The organism is Actinomadura rubrobrunea NBRC 15275, from assembly GCF_001552235.1.
Classification (GTDB): domain Bacteria; phylum Actinomycetota; class Actinomycetes; order Streptosporangiales; family Streptosporangiaceae; genus Spirillospora; species Spirillospora viridilutea.
This window is the reverse complement of sequence record NZ_BCQU01000024.1, coordinates 24,389-43,346: the sequence shown is the minus strand read 5'-3', so window position 1 is coordinate 43,346 and position 18,958 is coordinate 24,389. Positions and strand designations below refer to the sequence as shown.

Sequence of the window (18,958 nt, the reverse complement as noted above, 5' to 3'; positions counted from 1 at the left end):
AGCCGCGTGCTCGAGTGCGGGCGGGCACCCCCATAGGCTCGTACTCTGAGCGCCTTTCCACAGAAGACCGGCCACCTCTGGGTGCGAGGAGATGATGGAGTCGGCCGACGGAAGAACGACGGACGACGACAAGGTCTGTCCCGACTGCGGGCAGGGGGTCATTTGCCGTTACCGGGTGCGCACCACCGGCGAGCACTTCTGGCTGTGCGAGGAATGCGATGCGGTCTGGCGCCTCGACGCCGACCGTTCGGTGGCCGACTTCTTCTACCTGTCCGACTTTCTGCCCGCGGAGCCCAACCCGTGGAACGTCATTGAAAGGGCAGCCGAGGCGCAGCAGTCGGAAGCCTTGCAGGCCCTGGTCGCCCTAGTGGCAGGGGGCGAGCTGTCCGGGCTGGCGCTGGGCATGCATCGCAGCGACGCTCTCGTGGTGGTCGGCGTCCCACACGACGCCGCGTCTCTCGGGGGCGTTGCGGTAGGTGACATTTCTCTGACCTTCGAGGACGACACATTGGTGGGGTTCTCGGTGCGGTTGCCGCTCACCGGCGTCCACTGGCCTGGCCTGATGTCCACAGCACGCGCTCCCCGTCTGGCTCCCGTCTCCCGAACCGAGGCCCTGGCTGCTCTGCGAGACGCAGGATTCGGAGGCCTGCCCGACGACCGTGCCGCAGAGTTCCGGACCACTGGACGGCGCGTACGCCTCGAGTTCGACCGAGATCTGCTCAGCGCCGTCGCCGTCTCCACCGCACGCAACTGACCACCGGGTCGCCGGGCGCGTCCCCACTGTCGCGAAGCGGGGGTGTGGCGAGTCGGGGGTTGGTGCGGTTCGGTCACTCGGCCGGGGAGGCGCGGCGGCCTAGAGTCTTCCTGTAGGGCGGAGCTAGCGGGAGTCGAGGCGATGACGAATCCTTCTGATCCGGGGCGGCAGCAGCATTCCGCGGTGCCTGGGCCTCACGGGGGGCAGTACGGGCCGCCGGCGCAGCCGCAGCATCCGTCGTACGGCGGTCCCGGGCAGGCGGGGTACGGGCAGCAGCAGGAGTGGCGGCCGAGGCCGGAGGACAAGGGGTTCCTCGGGGCGCTGCTCGACACCAACTTCGACCATCTGGTGACGCCGAAGCTGATCCGGCTCTGCTACGTGCTGGCGCTGCTGCTGGTGACGCTGTCGGCGCTGATCGTGCTGGTCGTCGGCGTGTGGGTGTTCCAGCTGCGCAACGGCTGGCTGCTCGGACTGCTGATCATGCTGAGCGCGCCGGTCGTCTGGATCTTCGAGGCCGTCCTGGTGCGCATCTTCATGGAGGCGGTGGTGGTGCGCTTCAAGGGCGTCGAGCATCTGCGGGCCATCAAGGACAAGATCTAGACTCCCGACGAGTCACGCGACAGAGACGGGGCAGGGCAGGTGGCCGACTTCGACCCTCACGGCGAGGACGCTTCCCCGCGCCAGACACGGCGAGACCCCGCTGTCACGCGGCGCGATCCGTTCGTGCCGGGTCCGCGGCCCGGGGAGACCCGCAGGGACGGGGCCGCGGGCGGCGCTCCGCTGGTGCGGCTGCCCGCCGTTCTGGCGGAGCGGTTCGAGACGGTGGCTGAGCTGCCCGTGCAGGGCGCCGAGTCCGACCTGCTGCTGGTGCGGGACGCGCGGGGCGGCCAGTTCGTGGTGAAGCTGTTCCGCCGCGGGTTCGAGGCCGACCGGGACGTGTGGGCGAAGCTGCCCGACCTGGACTCGCCGCACGTGGTGAAGGTCCTGGAGACCGGGCGCGCCGAGGGACGCGACTACGAGATCACCGAGTACGCGCCCGGCGGCAACCTGCGGGCGCTGGCGGACGGGCCGCTGCCGCCGGACGTGGTCGCCGAGGCGGCGGCCCAGCTGGCCGACGGGCTGGTCGCGCTGCACCGGGCGGGCATCGTGCACCGCGACCTCAAGCCCGAGAACGTCCTGGTGACCGGGACGGACCCGCTGCGGGTGGCGATCGCGGACTTCGGGTTGAGCCGGGTCATCGAGCAGAGCGTGGTGTTCGCCTCGTCGTCGCGCACGCTGGCGTACGCGGCGCCCGAGTCGCTGTCGGGGCAGGTGTCGCCGGCGCGGGACTGGTGGTCGCTCGGCATGATCCTGCGGGAGCTGGCGACGGGACGGCCGCCGTTCGCGGGGCTCAGCGAGACCGCGGTGATCGACCATTTGGCGACGCGTCCGGTGTCGGCGGACGACGTGGCCGACCCTCGGCTGCGGCTGCTGTGCCGGGGGCTGCTGACCCGCGATCCGCGGAAGCGGTGGGGCGCCGAGCAGGTGGCGCAGTGGTTGGAGGGCGGGTCGCCGCCGGTGGCGGAGGCGGCGGAGGCCGTGGACGTGCGGGGGCCTGGCCTGCCTTTCGCCGGACGCCGCTTCACCGATCGTGCGGAGCTCGCGCGTGCGCTCGTGGAGAAGTGGGACGAGGCCGCGCGTTTCTTCTTCGGCGGCGGCCAGGAGGCGTTCCGCGTCCTGCGGGAGTGGCTGGCGGGCCTGCCGGACGACAGCCGGATCGAGCTCATCGACGGGCCGTTGTCGTCGAAGCTGCCGCCGGACGTGAAGCTGCTGCACCTTGTGCGCTGGCTCGACCCGTCGTTGCCTCCGCACTATCGGGGACGGCGCGTCGCGGCCGGGGATCTGGCGGGGCTCGCCGCGTTGGCCGATGACGCCGCGCACCCCGACCACCGCACCGCCTGCCTGCTGGGCCGGGATCTGTGGGAGCACCGGCTGCTGGACGTGTTGGCGGGGTTCGACGGCGCCCACGATTTGGCGCGTGTCGACGAGCAGTGGCGCGCGCACGTGACCGCCTGGAATGAGCTCGTCCGATGGCTGCGTTCTCAGGACGCGCTGCCGGCGGGAGCCAAGGCGCGGTTGCCGGATGCGGGCAGCACGTCGTCCGACGTCCGTGTGGCCGGTCCGCCGGCACCTGCGGACGACCCGCCCGTGGTGCTGCTGACGTTGCTCGCGCTCGCCGCCGATCCGGGTCGGACGCGCCGGTTGGTGAGCGATGCGGCCGCACGCGCACGTGCGGGGCCGCAGGAGAAGGTGCCGTGGCTGGAGTGGCTGGCGGAGGGCGCGGGCGACGATCCGCTCCGTCTGCTCGCCGTGGCCCGCACCGGACCCGAGGCCGTCCTGGAACTGGAGGCCCGGGAGCGTGAGCTGAGGGCGGCCGAGCAGCGCGCCCAGGCGTTGCGCGCGCGGTGGGCGGAGCGCGAGCGGCAGCGGTTGGCCGGACGCGGCGCCGCGGCGGCTCGCGCGGTGGCCTGGTCGCTGCCTCTGCTGCTGCTGTGGCTGTTCGGCAGCTGGGTCGTCGGCGCGCTGTTCGGCGGGGGCGACGGCGGAACGCAGGCGGTCGGCGGGTTCCAGCGCAGTTCGGGCGTGCCGTTCGGGGCGCTCGCGGCGTTGTCCGTGGTCGCGTGGGCCGTGCAGTGCGGCAGTGAGGTGCTGCTCGCCCGCGCCCAGGGGCGCGACTATCTCCCCTACGGGCCGTGGTCGTGGCTGTCTCGGGTGCTCGGGGCGAGCGGACGCGGCCTGTCGAAGGCGTCGCAGACGATGTCGGGAGCGGTGCGGCGCACCGGCGGGCGGGGCTGCGGGGTGCTGCTGCTCGCCGGGACGGTCCCGCTCCTGCTGATCCTCATGCTCATGGCGGTCGTCACCTCGGTGGCGAGCCTGCTGTGGACGCTGCTGCTCGTCGCCGGTCCCGCCGCGCACGCGGTGGCGGCGGGGGTGCGGCTGCACCGCTGGCGGCAGCGGCACGCGGAGGAGGAGCGGAGGGCGCTGGCGTGACGCCCCGCGTCCACGGCCGCCGGCGGACGATGTCGGGGGCGAGGCAGCACGGCCTTGGAGGAGCATCATGAGCAGTGGCGTCGAGGCCGACATCGCGTTGGACGCGGCGGTGGTCCTGACCCTGGGGATGAACCGGGCGCTGGGCCGCGCGGCGGGCGCGGCGGGACGCGGCGCCGAGGCGATGGCCGCGCTCGCCGCGGCGAAGACGGAGGAGCGCGCCGCGGCACTGGCCCAGGCGGAGGCGTACGAGCGCGCGCTGCGCCGGGTGCTCGAACGCAACGCGCGCATCGCCGCGCTGGCCGAGACGGGGCGGCGTCTGGGCGCCGACGTGCCGCTCCCCCGGCCGCTCCAACCGACCGAGCAGGACGTCGCCGAACTGGACGCGTGGTGCGCCGCGACCGACACCGCCCTGGACGAGGCGGAGGCGAGCCTGTCGCAGCACCTGGCCGCGCAGATCGGCGAACAGATCTTTCCCCGAGCGGCCGCGTCGCTGGGCGCGGACCTCGGCCCGCGCGCCGAGACGCCGGCGCCGGGCGAGGCGCACGAGTCAGTCCGGCATCGGCTCGAACGGGTCGTGGGGCGGCTGCTGCCCGACGTCTCCGCCGAGGACCGGCGTCGGGTCGCCGAGGCCGCCGCGCTGCTGCCCGACGCGTCCGGTGAGGCGGAGGCCGAGGCCGTGCTCACCGAGGTGCGGCTGCGGGTGCAGGCGGCCAACGCCCGAACCCGGGAGCGTCGCGAGGAGGAGCGGCGGCGCGCCGCCGCCCGGGAGGCCGCCGAGCAGGCCGAGGCGGAGCGCCGGTACGTCCTGGAGTCGGTGACCGCGGCGTTCGAGGAGCTGGGCTACGAGGTGCAGACCGGGTTCGAGACGCTCACCGCCGCCGACGGCGAGGTCGTCCTGACCCGCGGCTCCTGGGCCGAGCACCGCGTGCGCATGCGGGTGGACGACGCGGCGCAGATCCGCGCGGCGATGGTCCGCACGCGGCCCGCCGAGAGCGAGGACGACCGCAGGCTCGACGTCGAGCGGGAACGGGAGTGGTGCGCGGCGTTCGAGGCCGCGCGGGCGCGGCTGGCGGACGCCGGCGTGCGTTCGAAGGTCACCTGGCGGCTGGAGCCGGGCGTGCGCGACCTGCCCGTCACCGATCGCGCACGGCGGTCCGGGACCCGTCAGGCCCGGCGGCGCGAACGCCATCGCGAGCACGGGTGACGCGACGCGGGACAATAGGACCCGCAAGGCAGGACGCGAACCACCGGGACGCGCGACCGGCCCCGCGTGACCGACCGGGGCGCGGGACCGCGGACCGTGAGCGGAGCGAGGCATGAGCATTGATTCACCGACCCTCGGCGGGCGGCTGCGCGGCTGGCCGCCGTTCATCCGCGAGCTGGACGCGACCCTGTCGGTGCACTCCCAGTACGTGCTGTCGGGCAACCTGTACGACAGCTTCCTGGCGCCGTCGCTGGACGCCGCCGGGCCGGCCCGCCTGCTCCCGCTGCGCGACCTGCTGTGGGAGTCGCTGCGTTCCAGCGGTTTCTCCTGCCTGGTGGTGTACGACCCGGTGGACGGCCTGCAGGTGCACCCCGACACCGACGACGAGACCGGCGAGGAGGCGGCGGAGGCGGCCGAACGGCTGCTGGGCAAGCTGAAGGGCGAGCGCAAGCCGTCCCTGGAGGGGCTGACCAAGCATCTGGCGGCGGTGGCGCGGCCGTCGGTGGACGTGCGCGCCGCCGTGCTGATCGACTCGGCGTCCCGGATCGCCCGCAGCCCCACGGACCTGGAGCCCGCCGAGCGCGACTTCTTCCGGTTCTGCGCCAAGCTGTCGCGCACCGCCCGGCCGGTGCGGGTGGTGGGGGCGCGGCCCAAGCCGCTCTACAACCCGATCATCTGGCTGGTGGAGCGTCCCGGCGACCTGCCGCCGTGGCTGACCGCCGACAACGACAACATCCGCGAGATCACCATTCCGCGTCCGCACCTGGGCGACCGGCAGGAGACGGCGCGGCTGCTGGCCCGCGCGTTCGGCATCAGCGACGTGGACGCCGACCGGGCCGCCGCCGAGGCGTGCGACGCGTTCGCCGAGCAGGCCGACGGGCTGACCCTGCAGTCGATGATCGAGGTGACCCGGCTGGCCAAGGAGCGCAACGTGGCGCTGGCGGACCTGCCCGACGCGGTGCGCACCTACAAGCTGGGCGTGCTGGACAACCCGTGGAACCGCGGCCACCTGCGGCGCCGCGTGCTGGAGGGCGAGCGGCGCGTCCCCGAGCGGGTGATCGGGCAGCCGCAGGCCGTCACCAAGACCCTGGACATCCTCAAGCGCGCCGTGCTGGGCCTGTCGGGCGCGCAGGCCGCCCGGTCGGGCAGCCGGCCGCGCGGGGTGCTGTTCTTCGCCGGCCCCACCGGCACCGGCAAGACCGAGCTGGCCAAGGCGATCACCCAGCTGGTGTTCGGGGACGAGTCGGCCTACCTGCGCTTCGACATGAGCGAGTTCTCCGGCGAGGGCTCGGGCGACCGGCTGATCGGCGCGCCGCCCGGGTACGTCGGCCACGAGGCGGGCGGGGAGCTGACCAACGCGGTGCGCGAGGACCCGTTCCGGGTGATCCTGTTCGACGAGATCGAGAAGGCGCACCCGCGGATCCTGGACAAGTTCCTGCAGATCCTGGAGGACGGCAGGCTCACCGACGGGCGCGGCAACACCGTCCACTTCTCCGAGTCGATCCTCATCTTCACCTCGAACCTGGGCATGTTCGCGCGCGGGCAGGAGATCGGCCCGGACGGCGCGCCCGTGCGGGTGCGCAACGTCGCACCGGGCATGTCCTACGACGAGGTGGAGCGGCGCATCAAGGCCGCCGTCGCCGAGCACTTCACCGAGGTGCTGAACCGGCCGGAGCTGCTCAACCGGTTCGGCGACAACATCGTGGTGTTCGACTTCATCGGCCCCGAGGCCGCCGCCAAGATCTTCGACCTGCAGCTCGCCAACATCTGCCGCCGCGTCACCGAGGAGCACCGGGTGGAGCTGACGGTGGACGACGAGGTGCGGGAGACGCTGCGCGAGTGGTGCACGGCCGACCTGGACCACGGCGGCCGCGGCATCGGCATGAAGTTGGAGTCCTACTTCGTGAATCCGCTGGCGCGGGCGCTGTTCGACCGGGAGCTGACACCGGACGAGCGCATCGCCGTGACCGGCGTCCGCCGCGAGGGCAGCATCGTCCACCTGGACCTGAAGTGAGCGGGCGACCCGGGGACGCGCAGACGCTGCTGCTGGCCAAGGCGCACTATCCCGTCACCACGCTCGGGCCGGGGGTGCGCGCCGGCATCTGGACGCAGGGGTGCACGCTGCGCTGCCCCGGCTGCCTGTCGCGCGACACGTGGGAGCCCGACCCGGGCAAGGCCGTCCCGGTCGCCGCGGTGCTGGGCTGGCTGGAGTCCCTGCCGCGTCCGCTGGACGGCGTGACCGTCTCCGGGGGCGAGCCGTTCCAGCAGCCCGAGGCGCTGGCCGCGCTGCTGCGGGGCATCCGCGCGTGGCGGGACTCCTCCGGACATGAGACGATCTCCTTGGACGTCCTCGTCTATAGCGGATACGCCTATTCGCGGCTTTTGCGTTCGGCGCGGACGAGCGCGATCCTGGAGCTGTGCGACGCGGTCATCACCGGGCCGTACGTCGACCGGCTCAATCCGGGGGGGCGACACTCCCCGGACGGCTCTCTACTCTGGAGGGGGTCGTCCAACCAGCGCATCGTCCCGCTGTCCCCGCTGGGGCGCGAGCGGTACGGGGCGCTGGCCGACGGCTCTGACCAGACCGGTCGGGACACAGGGCCCCGGATCCAGGTTTCCGTGGACGAGGGGCCGGAGGGAAGGCGGGTGTACTACATCGGGATCCCGCGAAGGGGTGACATGGAGCACCTCACATCGAGGCTCGAACGTGCCGGCGTACGTGCGGGGGAAGTGTCATGGCGACCTTGAAATGTCCTGTCTGTGACGAGCCCTACCAGCAGGGCGACCTGCTCTGCCTGAGCTGCGGAGCGAACCTGGCCCGCAGCGGGGGCGCGCGTCGCCAGGGCGCCGGGTACCCGCCGCCCCAGCAGGGCTCTCCGCAGTACCCCTACCAGCAGCCGTACGAGCAGGCGCCGTACGACCAGGGGCAGCCGCAGCACCAGGCTCCGCCGCCGTACCAGCAGGACCCCGGCCAGTACCAGCAGGGGCCGGGCGGCCACCCGCAGCACCAGGCCCCGCCTCCCTACCAGCAGACGCCGCAGCACCAGGCGCCGCCGCAGGACCCGTGGGCGCAGCAACAGCAGCAGGGGGCGGAGGCGTGGAACCCGCCGGTGCAGGCCCCTGCCCCGCCGCAGCACCAGGCTCCCCAGCACCAGGCGCCGCCGCAGGACCCCTGGGCGCAGCAACAGCAGCAGGGCCCGGGCGGGGGCGGCCAGCAGATGGACAGCCCTTGGGGGCAGGCCACGCCGCCGCCCATGCCCGAGCAGCACTGGGGGCCGCCGCAGCAGCAGGCGCCGCCCGCGCACGAGCCGCACCAGCAGCACGGCCCGGGTCCGCAGCCGCACGCGCCGGCGGACAACCCGTACGCTCCGGCCGATAACCCGTACGCTCCGGCCGACAACCCGTACGCGCCGCCGTCGCACCAGCCGGAGTCCCGGGCCCCGATGCCGCCGACGTACGGGCGCGAGGCGACGCTGGTGCCGCCCGAGGCGCACCAGCAGCGGTCCCCGCAGGGCCGCCCGGACAGCACCGCGCTCATGTGCCCCTATTGCGAGGCGGTGCTGAGCAACCCGGGCGCGGCGCAGTGCGACTCGTGCCTGCGTCCGCTGCCGTCGTCCCAAAGCTCGCCAGTGCTGCGCGTGCAGTTCCCCAGCGGGGAGATCAAGGTGACGGTGGGCCAGCACCTGGTGCTGGGCCGCGACGCGGGCCAGTCCCCCGTCGCGTCCACCTTCACCCAGTACGACAACGTGTCCCGGCGCCACTCGACGGTCTGGCTGGACCCGTCGGGCACCGCGTGGGTGCGTGACGAGGGCTCCACCAACGGCACCTTCGTCAACGGCGAGCGGCTTCCGCGGGGCGTCGAGGCCCCGCTCCGCGACGGCGACCAGCTCCGCCTCGCCGCCGACGTCACCGGCACCGTGAGCCTGAAGTAGACGCCGACGCAATCGTCACCGGGCGGCGGTCCTTCCCCACGGGAGGGCCGCCGCCCGCGCGCACGCACGCACCCTGCCCACTCGAAGGCGCGCCGCGCCTGATCGGCGTGTCGGAGCGGATCAGCCGCCGGAGCGCTTGGTGCGGGCGCGGATGCGTTCGCGTTCCTTGGCGTCCAGGACGACCTTGCGCAGCCGGACGGCCGACGGGGTGACCTCGACGCACTCGTCCTCGCGGCAGAACTCCAGGGCCTCCTCAAGCGACAGCTGCCGCGGCGGGGTGAGCCGCTCGAGCTCCTCGCCGGTGGACGAGCGGATGTTGGTGAGCTTCTTCTCCTTGCAGATGTTGACGTCCATGTCGTCGGCGCGGGAGTTCTCACCGACGATCATGCCCTCGTAGACCTCGGTGCCCGGGCCGACGAAGAACGTGCCGCGCTCCTGCAGGTTCAAGATGGCGTAGGCGGTGGCGACGCCGGACCGGTCGGCGACCAGCGAGCCGGTGGGACGGGTGCGCAGCTCGCCGAACCACGGCTCGTAGCCCTCGAACACGTGGTGGGCGATGCCGGTGCCGCGGGTCTCGGTGAGGAACTCGGTGCGGAACCCGATCAGGCCGCGCGCCGGGACCAGGAACTCCAGCCGGATCCACCCGGTGCCGTGGTTGGTCATGTGCTCCATGCGGCCCTTGCGGACGGCCATGAGCTGGGTGACCGCGCCCAGGTACTCCTCGGGGATGTCGATGGTGAGCCGCTCGACGGGCTCGTGCTTCTTGCCGTCGATGTCCTTGGCGACGACCTGGGGCTTGCCGACGGTCAGCTCGTAGCCCTCGCGGCGCATGTTCTCCACCAGGACGGCCAGGGCCAGCTCGCCGCGGCCCTGCACCTCCCACGCGTCGGGGCGGTCGGTGGGCAGCACCCGGATGGAGACGTTGCCGACCAGCTCGCGGTCCAGGCGCTCCTTGACGAGCCGGGCGGTGACCTTGGTGCCCTTCTCGCGCCCGGCCAGCGGACCGGTGTTGGTGCCGATCGTCATGGAGATGGCGGGCTCGTCCACGGTGATCAGCGGCAGCGGGCGCGGGTCGTCCGGGTCGGCGATGGTCTCGCCGATCATGATCTCGGGGATGCCGGCGATGGCGATGATGTCGCCGGGCCCGGCCTCGTCGGCGGGCTTGCGCTCCAGCGCCTCGGTCATCAGCAGCTCGCTGACGCGCACCCGTTCGACGCTGCCGTCGCGGCGGCACCAGGCGACCTGCTGGCCCTTCTTGATGGTGCCCGCGTGCATCCGGCACAGCGCGATGCGGCCGAGGTAGCTGGAGGCGTCGAGGTTGGTGACGTGCGCCTGCAGCGGCGCGTCGGGGTCGTAGGACGGCGGCGGGACGGTGTCCTTGATCACCTGGAACAGCGGTTCCAGGTCGGGCGAGTCGGGCAGCTCGCCGTTGCCGGGGGCCTGCAGGGACGCCCGGCCCGCGCGGCCCGAGGCGTAGACGATCGGGAAGTCGATCTGGTCGTCGTCGGCGCCGAGGTCCAGGAACAGCTCGTAGGTCTCGTCCACGACCTCGGGGATGCGGGCGTCCGGCCGGTCGGTCTTGTTGATGACCAGGATGACCGGCAGCCGGGCCTCCAGGGCCTTGCGCAGCACGAACCGGGTCTGCGGCAGCGGGCCCTCGCTGGCGTCCACCAGCAGCACCACCCCGTCGACCATGGACAGGCCGCGCTCGACCTCGCCGCCGAAGTCGGCGTGGCCGGGCGTGTCGATGATGTTGATGGTGAGCCCGCCGTGCCGGACGGCGGTGTTCTTGGCGAGGATGGTGATGCCCTTCTCCCGCTCCAGGGCGTCGGAGTCCAGGACGCGCTCGTCGACGTCCTGGTTCTCGCGGAACGCCCCGGACTGCCAGAGCATGGCGTCGACCAGCGTCGTCTTGCCGTGGTCTACGTGAGCGACGATCGCGACGTTGCGGAGGTCGTCGCGGGTGCAGATGGGCATGCGCTTCTCGCTCTGGTGGAGGATCCGGGAGTCGCTGCGGACCCGCAGCCTTCCCGATTCTACTTGCCGGTCCGGAAGGCCCCGCCGGACCGCCCGACCCGTTTCACCCCATATGCCCTGGTTGCCGCACTTTACGGTTTCTTTGTACTCTCTGCGGACCCGGTCGTCCGGAGCCCGCAGGACGACGCGCGGGCTGCGGCCGGGCCGCCGAATCCCCCCAGCGGGGAGCCGGGGAACCACGTCCGAGGCGCCGTCCTCAGGACTCGGGGTGAATCGACGCAGGTCGCACCGTCCGCGGTGACGCGCGCGCCTGCGCGTAGGGCGAACTCCCGGCCCGAACCCGTCAGCTAACCCGGCAGGCGGACGAGGAGAGGAGTGCACGACCTTGCCCCCCGGTCACCGTGCACGGCGCGTCGCCGTGTCCACCGTCACAGCCACCGCCGCGGCGGTCGCCCTCAGCTGGGTCCTCGCGCCCGCCGCCACGGCCCCCACCGGTCCGCTGCGGCTCGCCGCCGCGGCGGCCCCCGCCGATCCCGGCCGTCCCACCGAAAGAGAGCTGCGCAAGCGGCTGGACGAGCTCAACACCGAGGCCGAGCGGCTGACCGAGCGGTTCAACAAGGCGCGCGTCGAACTGGCCAAGGCCCGGCGCGCCGAACGGGACGCCGCCAAGACCGCGGCCGAGCTCGAGGCCAAGGCCGCCCCCGCCCGCGCCCAGCTCGGCAGGCTCGCCGCCGCCAGCTACATGAGCGGCGGCCCCGACGCGCTGTTCCTGGCGAGCGGCGACGCCGAAGCCCTGTCCGCGTCGGCGTACCTGGTGCAGAACCAGACCGCCGCGCTGGGCCGCCTCCAGGCTCAGATCGACCAGGCCGACCGGGCGCAGCGGGTCGCAGCCGCCAAGGCGGCGCAGGCCGAGCAGGCCGCCGCCCAGGTCAAAACCGCCCGCAAGGCGGCCAAGGCCAAGGTGGACGAGGTCGTCAAGCAGCTCGACAAGCTCACCACGACCAAGGCCAAGGATCCCCGCACCGGCCTGACCGCCACGGTCAAGGGCTCCGGCCTGCCCGCGAAGATGGCGCGCAAGGCGCTCACCAAGCTCGGCAGCCCGTACGTTTGGGGCGCCGCCGGCCCGAACAGCTTCGACTGCTCGGGCCTGGTGGTGTGGGCGTACGCGCAGGTCGGCAAGAAGGGCCTGCCGCACTACACCGGCGACCTCTACCAGCTGGGACGCAAGGTGTCGCGCAGCGAGCTGCGCTCGGGCGACCTGGTCTACTTCGGCTCCGACCTGCACCACATGGGCATATACCTGAGCGACGGCAAGTATCTTCACGCCCCGCAGACGGGCGACGTCGTCAAGATCTCCAGGCTGTCGGACCGCTCCGACTACGCCGGCGCCAACAGGATCTCGTAGAAGGGCCCCGTGTGATGGGGAGCGGCGGAGCCGCGCATTGGGATGCGGTTGACGCCGAGGCGACGTAAACCGCATCCCAATGCGCTCTCGAAAACCGAGGTTCTCTTCGAATACTGAGAAGTCCCCGTCCATGCCGGTCTGACGGCCTCAAGTCTGAGGAAGGTAATCCCGCCAGAACGGGACGGTCGCCCGCGGCCGCCACTCGTCCGTCAATTCAGGGCGCGGCTCCTGGAACTCTTGGTCGATGTAATCGACCAGGTCGGTCCCGTAGTAGACGATGTCCCAGCCGCGCATCGAGAGCACCGGATGCCCGAAGGTGCCGCGCCCCGCGGGCAGGAACCGGTGCGCATAAACCGGGACCATGGTGGGCACCTGCGCCAGCTCACGCCGTGCCGTCTCCACGGCTTCCTCAACGTCGTCCGGCCGTACTCCCCACTCGTGCCGCCAATGGCCGTGCCGAACGTCCCACAGCAGGGAGTCGACCGGCCAGTTGAGGTGTTCCCGCAGCTCATCGGGGTCGCCATTGCGCCAGTCCGGCCAAGGCCGCTCCCACGTCTGCCCTTCCTCCGGCGGTTTCCACACCGGCAGCCCGGCCGCCAGAAAGGCCCGGTGATCGTCGGCGAATTCGAATCCGTACTGCTCCTCGATGCGGGCGAACTCTTCGTCAGTCAGACCGGGTTCGATCACGCAGCAGCCCAATTGCGCCAGGCGACGCGCGGCCGCCTCCCCCAACCGGAGGCCCTCATCGCTGATCACCTGCACACGGTAACGCGCGACGTCGTATCCCGGCATCTGATAAAGGTCCGACTCGTGCCCGCCTGGCCCTGCAAGGCTCCGCCGTGTTTTCTTCGCCGGGGCCGGCCCCGACGCCTACAACTCGCCGCGCAGGTACCGGCGGTAGTGTTCGGCCAGTTCGCCGGTGGGCAGGTCCGGCCAGCGGGTGAGCGCCCCGGTGCGCCGGTCGACGACGAGCAGGCCGTTACCGCCGGGAACGGGTCGGGCGACGAACCCCTCGGCGAACTCTTCGATCACCAGCGGCACGCCGCGCGACCCCAGGTGCTCGTCCGCCCGGCGCCATGCGACGTTGTACAGCTCGTGGGGGCGAGCCGGCGCCGCGCCAGATGGTCCGAGCGGGTGCGGCTCGCTCTCGATCAGATGGGCCGTCCACACCCGCAGGACGCTCCCGCCGCCCAGCGCCAGCGGCCAGTCCCCGCCGATCCGGCAAGCACTGAGGCGACGCCGACATTGTTCTTGGACACATGCCTGGGGCAACGCTCCCGACTGAAGTCGGCCTGCTCCGACGCCGACAGCGGTCAGAGCCGACGCCTCCAGCGTTGGAAACCTGCGCCACAAGCGCGGCCTTCGAGCGCCGCCACGGCAGATGACAAAGTTTTGTCGTGCGGCGCGGAGTGTCTTCAGCTGACACCGAGAAGCGGAAAGCGCTCGCCGCAACATTATTGATTGACAGCCGATGACCACCTCTTGAAACTTTCTACCTGAGGACCGGGTCGAAGGGACCGCACGTGGCGCAGCTCGCGATCGCCAGGGAGTTCTTGACCGAGTACGCACGGCTGGAACGGCCCGTACGACGTGCCGTCGAACAGGCGATCAGCAAGTTCCAGGAGCATACGAACGCAGGGCTTCATCTTGAGCGCGTACGGAACTCCCGCGATCCGCGCATCCGCACGATCAGGATCGACAAGTTCTGGCGGGGCGTCGTGCTGGCTCCGGAGTCCGGTGACGTGTACTGCCTGCTGCGGGTCCTTCCGCACGACGACGCGTACGCCTACTGCCAGAGCCGTCGCTTCACGGTGAACCAGCGGCTCGGCGTGCTGGAGAGTCGCGATGAGCTGCAGTTGGAGACCATGGAGCCCGCCCTGCGCAAGGCGGCCGACGCGGCGGACCGGCGGCTCTTCGATGGCATCAGGGACTCCGACCTCAAGCGACTGGGCATCGATGAGGACGTCCTTCCGATCATCCGGCTGCTGACGCGCGAGGATCACCTGGAGGCGCTGCAGAAGCTGCTCCCTGCCGTGCAGTATGACGCGCTGCTGGCGCTGGCCTCCGGCATGACGGTCGAGGAGGCATGGGCGGAGGTCAGCAAGAACCTTGTCGATCCCGTCCCGCCCGAACGGGTGGATCCCGACGACCTCACCACGGCGATGGCCAGGACACCTGAGCGCGTGGTGTTCGTCGAAGGCCCGGAGGAACTCACCAGAATTCTCGCGCATCCGTTCGACGTCTGGCGTGTCTTCCTCCATCCCCAGCAACGCAGGATCGCCTATCGAGACGAATACAAGGGCCCCGCCATGGTGACCGGCGGCGCCGGCACCGGGAAGACCGTGACCGCCGTCCACCGGGCCGCGTTTCTGGCACGCCGGTACCAGAGCACGATGGAAACGCCGATTCTCCTGACGACCTACGGACGCGACCTGACCGACGCACTGCGCGACCAGGTGGCCCTGCTGGTGGACGACCCTGAGATCAGGGACCGCATCGAGGTCGCCACTACGGACAGGATCAGTTTCCGCGTCATCAAGGAGGCGCAGGGCGGCCGCGCCCCCGAACCGCTTACCGACACGGACCTCCGCAATCGTTGGAACGACGAAGCGGCCGAACTCGGCCTTCCCTACAGCGGGACTTTCTTGCTGAGCGAATGGGAACAGGTCGTATTGGCCCAGCGGCTGACCACCGAGCAGGCGTACGTGGCATGCGACCGGCGAGGACGCGGCAAGAGGCTCCCGCCCGGGGAACGGCCCGAGGTCTGGCGGGCGATTCAGACGATCGTCGCTCACATGCGCCGCGACGGCGTGTGGTCCTTCAAACAGATGGCCGACGAGGCCGCCCGGATACTGGACGCAACGGACCGGCGGCTCTACCGGCACATCATCGTCGACGAGGCCCAGGACCTCCACCCAGCTCAGTGGCGGCTGCTGCGGGCGGCAGTTCCCGACGCTCCGAACGACCTGTTCATCGTCGGCGATCCCCACCAGCGCATCTATGACAACCGTGTCTCGCTGCAGAGCCTGGGCATCAAGGTCAGGGGGCGCAGCCGCAAGCTCACCGTGAGCTACCGAACGACGCACGAGATCCTCTCGTGGGCCGTGCGCGTCCTGGACGCCGGCATCCCGGTCACGGGCATGGACGACATCGAGGACACACTCGCCGGTTACGGCTCTCCCATGCACGGGCGGCGTCCTGTGGTGCGGCGGTTCCCCGACCGCGACGCCGAGTTGGACGCTCTGGTGGCCCAGGTCCGCTCTTGGATGTCGGACGGTGTGGAGCCCAAGGACATCGGGGTCGCGGCCCGCCGCAACGACATCGCCGAACAGGTGAAGCGGAGGCTGAAGGCTGCAGGCGTTCCCGCGTACGCGCCGTCCGCGAAGACCAACGGGGTCAAGGCCGGGTCCATGCACAAGATGAAGGGCCTGGAATTCCGGTGCATGGCGGTCGTGGGCGTCGATGAGGACCTGATCCCGCTGATGACGACGGTGCCCGCAGAGGAGGACGACCCCACCGCCCACGAGCAGGCACTGCAGCGGGAACGGTGCCTGCTTTTCGTCGCCTGCACCCGCGCCAGGGACGCGCTGTACGTGTCCCACACCGGTCGTCCCAGTCCGTTCCTTCCGCGCTGAGCCCACCCGATCGAGGAGCTTCTCGATGCGTCCTCTCCGAGTGTCCGTGCGGAACGTGCGCGGCGCGCGCGCCGCCGAGCTGCACCTGCGGCCGTTCAGCGCCCTGATCGGCCCCAACAATGCGGGCAAGTCGACGCTCCTCGACGCGATCAGGCTGTTCTATGGCGCGCTCGCCTGGGACCCGCGGCGCGACAGGCCATGGGACCTGACCGGTGACGACCCGACATGGGTGGAGATCAGCTACGAGCTGACCGAGGCCGACCTCAAGGCTTTGGACCTCGATCCGGACGAGCTCGCGGGTGACGAGATCCGCCCGCTGGACGGCGGCGTGCTCACCGTCCGCCGCTACCTCACCGACGACGCGGACCACCGCCAAGGGGACTACTACTTCGTCCCGGCCAACGACGAGGAGGCCATGGTCGCCACGGGCTGGCGCGAGCCGCCGGCTCGGCTCGGCCAATGCGTGTACGTCCCTGCGGTCACCAGCGTCAAGGACCAGACAGCGTTGAGCGGCCCTTCGCCGCTGCGGGACGTGATGCTCCTCGCCTTCACCGACCCTCGCGTGGACGGGTTCCTAGGGACGATCAACCACGGTCTCCAGGGACTCCGGCAGGCGATGGAGGCCGGCCCGGTCCGCCGCCTGGAGGAGCACCTGGAGGATGCGCTGCGCCCCTGGGGACTGTCCGCCCGGGTGCGCGTCGGCGCACTGACCGACGAGTTCATCCTGAGCAATCTCATCGAGCTGACGCTCTCCAGCGGCGGGAACCTCCATTCGATGGACGCCGAGGGATCGGGGGTGCAGCGCGCGCTCATCGCAGGACTCATCCAGGCAGCGGCCCAATTGCGCAGCAACGAAGCCCAGGACGACTTCCGGTGGATTCTGTTCGAGGAGCCTGAGGCGTTCTTGCATCCGGCGCAGGTGACCAGGCTCGCGCACGACCTGAGGCGCATCGCTTCCGCCGGGAACGCGGCCGTGACCGTCACGACCCATGATCCGAAGCTGCTGTCGGCCTCCAGGACACCGCCCGAAGGCATCGTCCGCGTGCACCGCCCTGGTACGTCGATCCGGGTCACCTCGCACTCCCCGAGCCAGGTGGAGACGCTGCTGGCCCAGGTGCGTCAGCGGTCGCTCTACACGCGGGCCTCGCACACCTGTTTCAAGGATCCGCCGCAGGCGCCTCCCGGCGACGAGCGCACGCGCGTCCTCTACGAGCTGGATCCGCGACGCGCGGCCGCGTTCTTCGCCGACCGCGTCATCGTCGTCGAAGGCTTCAGTGACGTGGCGTTCTTCGAGTGGTTGGAAGGCCAGGGCCTTCTGGAGAGGCTGGGGCCGAATCTCGGCTTCCTGGACGCGGGCGGGAAGTACGAGCTGCATCGCGCCGTCGCGACTCTGTCCGCCTTCCAGATTCCACACGTGGTGCTGTGGGATGAGGACGCGCCGATGAAAGTGCCCGGCTCCGCCTCTGAGCGCAAGGCCGCCTGCCGTGACCGTTGTTCGTTGGAGGCGCTGTCCGCGGCCGCCGATTCCCGCTCCACTCTCGGTGCGATTCGTTTGAACGGCACCATCGAGCGGTGGCTGGGCGTACCCGAGGAGCAGACCGGAGCCTGGAAGGCGATCAACCTCGGGGTGGCGCTTGCGGACGCGTACGCGGACCCGACCTCGCCCGTTCCGGCCCGGGTGGAGGCACTGCTGGATCTGATCGGCGTGCTGTTCGACGGGGGCGACCTGGCTCGCCAGCGCAGTAGACCGGAGTTCGCCGGATGCCTGATCACTGAGACTCTGCCGGTCTGCCTGGTGAACTTCGCCGCGGAGGTGGCGTCTCTGCCTTCGCCGTCGTGCCGCTGCCTGGCTACGCCGTGACGCCGGCCCGCTCGGTGTCCACCGCAATCTGCCGGGCGAGGTCGGCGACCTGCGCGAGCAACGCGTCGGGCGGCAACGACACGTCGACCACAGCCTCCACGATCCGCACGCCGCCCGTGCCGACGATCCGGTGCACCCAGGACTCGGCGTCGCCCGCCGCGTAGACCAGGTGACCGGATCGCAGTCCCATCACGGTGCAGTAGGCCAGCATCTGGTAGAGGTCCGCCTCGTGCTCGCCGGGCCTGCCTTCGATCTTGTACTTGGCGTCCACCACGGCCACCGGTTCACCGCCGGCGTCGTAGTACACCAGGTCCGGCCGGAGCGGCACATTGCGATCGTGGTCGAGGTGGTGCCTCCTGTCCTGCATTTCGCTGCGGCCGCCGTAAGGTCGAAGCGCGTCCGACAGCGCGACGGTCAGGAAGTCTTCGAAAACCCGCCACATCTCAAGGAGAAGGCCGTCGACCCGGAGGGTGCGGCCGTCGTCGAGCTCGTAGGACGCGCCGCGCAGAACGAGCTCCGCCAAGCCGAGCGCAGTGTGGTAGCGGGCGTTCAACCGTGTGGGGGTCCACTGCGGAAGCGCACGCCCCGGCACGATCCGCTCCACGCCGTCCAGCCGCACCAGCAGGTGCCGCAGCAGTCTGCGCGTGCCGGCCGGGATGCCCGGCAGGCGCAGCAGACGGTAGGTCGCCGAGAGCAGCAGCCGGTTCTCCGGGATGTCGACGGTGTAGTCGTCGTAGCGGACCTCCACCGGGACGATCTGTCCGTGGCGGCGCCGGATCTGGTCGGTCTCCCGGATGCGGCCACGCACGACTGTCAGCGCCTCCTCGGTTTCCCGGTAGCCGAGCAGGACTCCCTGACGCAGGGCCCGTTCGGCCGCGCGTGCGAACGCGTACGCCAGCGCGGGCAATAGATCCGGATGTTCGCCCGCGTCCACGTCCTCCTGGCGCCATCCTCGCTGCTTGTGCGCGTACCCGAGCAGGAAGAAAAGGCGGTCGATCGGGGTCTTCGGCGCGATGCGCACCTCGACGGGGTCGTGTGCGGGGCCGATACGGGCCGCGCCCACGAGCCGGTTGTCGCGGACGCGCCACAAGCCCGTCCGCGGGCCCGGTGCGATGCGCACCACCTCGCTGGCGGCCAATACGGCGGCGTGCTCGGCGCTG

At 71.3% G+C, this 18,958-nt stretch carries 14 protein-coding genes and 1 riboswitch; of the genes, 10 read left to right on the top strand and 4 right to left on the bottom strand.

The genetic code is table 11. The features are described 5' to 3' along the window. The first annotated feature begins 94 nt into the window (after window positions 1–94). The 7 genes from AR3_RS10090 (at window position 95) to AR3_RS10060 (ending at window position 8,920) form a co-directional block, all read left to right on the top strand. Window positions 95–754 (top strand): hypothetical protein, encoded by a 660-nt coding sequence (locus tag AR3_RS10090; protein ID WP_067912031.1) that lies wholly within the window; start codon window positions 95–97, stop codon window positions 752–754. 183 nt (window positions 755–937) lie between these two features. Beyond that, window positions 938–1,354, top strand: coding sequence for a DUF4282 domain-containing protein (locus AR3_RS10085; RefSeq protein WP_227022956.1), 417 nt, complete (start codon window positions 938–940; stop codon window positions 1,352–1,354). Between the two features lie 123 nt (window positions 1,355–1,477). Next, window positions 1,478–3,784: a protein kinase domain-containing protein gene (locus AR3_RS10080; RefSeq protein WP_227022955.1), complete on the top strand. Its 2,307-nt coding sequence runs from the start codon at window positions 1,478–1,480 to the stop codon at window positions 3,782–3,784. Window positions 3,785–3,851: 67 nt separating this feature from the next. Further along, the gene (locus AR3_RS10075; RefSeq protein WP_067912022.1) at window positions 3,852–4,988 is read left to right on the top strand and encodes a response regulator receiver protein; all 1,137 of its coding nucleotides are present in this window, start codon (window positions 3,852–3,854) and stop codon (window positions 4,986–4,988) included. Between the two features lie 112 nt (window positions 4,989–5,100). Further along, window positions 5,101–7,002: an AAA family ATPase gene (locus AR3_RS10070; RefSeq protein ID WP_067912019.1), complete on the top strand. Its 1,902-nt coding sequence runs from the start codon at window positions 5,101–5,103 to the stop codon at window positions 7,000–7,002. Next, the gene (locus AR3_RS10065; protein WP_067912016.1) at window positions 6,999–7,736 is read left to right on the top strand and encodes a 4Fe-4S single cluster domain-containing protein; all 738 of its coding nucleotides are present in this window, start codon (window positions 6,999–7,001) and stop codon (window positions 7,734–7,736) included. Before AR3_RS10070 ends, AR3_RS10065 begins: the two co-directional genes overlap by 4 nt. Further along, window positions 7,733–8,920 (top strand): FHA domain-containing protein, encoded by a 1,188-nt coding sequence (locus AR3_RS10060; protein WP_146150172.1) that lies wholly within the window; start codon window positions 7,733–7,735, stop codon window positions 8,918–8,920. The genes AR3_RS10065 and AR3_RS10060 overlap by 4 nt, the downstream gene beginning before the upstream one ends. A gap of 120 nt (window positions 8,921–9,040) precedes the next feature. Here AR3_RS10060 and typA read toward each other — a convergent pair whose 3' ends face one another. Next, window positions 9,041–10,897, bottom strand: coding sequence for a translational GTPase TypA (typA, locus tag AR3_RS10055; protein ID WP_067912011.1), 1,857 nt, complete (start codon window positions 10,895–10,897; stop codon window positions 9,041–9,043). 205 nt (window positions 10,898–11,102) lie between these two features. After that, window positions 11,103–11,274: riboswitch (cyclic di-AMP (ydaO/yuaA leader) on the top strand. A gap of 41 nt (window positions 11,275–11,315) precedes the next feature. On the opposite strand from typA, the gene AR3_RS10050 reads away from it, so the two are divergent. Then, window positions 11,316–12,302 carry a C40 family peptidase gene (locus AR3_RS10050; RefSeq protein ID WP_106258253.1) on the top strand — a complete coding sequence of 329 codons (987 nt, stop codon included), beginning with the start codon at window positions 11,316–11,318 and terminating at the stop codon, window positions 12,300–12,302. Between the two features lie 147 nt (window positions 12,303–12,449). On the opposite strand, the gene AR3_RS10045 is transcribed toward AR3_RS10050, so the two are convergent. Further along, the gene (locus tag AR3_RS10045) at window positions 12,450–13,094 is read right to left on the bottom strand and encodes a hypothetical protein (RefSeq protein ID WP_067912005.1); all 645 of its coding nucleotides are present in this window, start codon (window positions 13,092–13,094) and stop codon (window positions 12,450–12,452) included. Between the two features lie 78 nt (window positions 13,095–13,172). Then, on the bottom strand, window positions 13,173–13,472 hold the full coding sequence (locus AR3_RS31485; RefSeq protein ID WP_067912002.1) for an SUKH-4 family immunity protein: 300 nt from the start codon (window positions 13,470–13,472) through the stop codon (window positions 13,173–13,175). Window positions 13,473–13,825: 353 nt separating this feature from the next. Between AR3_RS31485 and AR3_RS10035 the strand changes: the two genes are divergently transcribed. Next, window positions 13,826–15,937: a UvrD-helicase domain-containing protein gene (locus AR3_RS10035; RefSeq protein WP_067912000.1), complete on the top strand. Its 2,112-nt coding sequence runs from the start codon at window positions 13,826–13,828 to the stop codon at window positions 15,935–15,937. Window positions 15,938–15,983: 46 nt separating this feature from the next. Beyond that, window positions 15,984–17,798, top strand: coding sequence for an ATP-dependent nuclease (locus AR3_RS10030; protein WP_169803808.1), 1,815 nt, complete (start codon window positions 15,984–15,986; stop codon window positions 17,796–17,798). Here AR3_RS10030 and AR3_RS10025 read toward each other — a convergent pair. Beyond that, entirely contained in the window at window positions 17,788–18,936 is a 1,149-nt protein-coding gene (locus tag AR3_RS10025) for an McrC family protein (RefSeq protein WP_217998508.1), read from the bottom strand. The two genes, AR3_RS10030 and AR3_RS10025, sit on opposite strands and share 11 nt — an antisense overlap. Window positions 18,937–18,958: the final 22 nt, after the last annotated feature.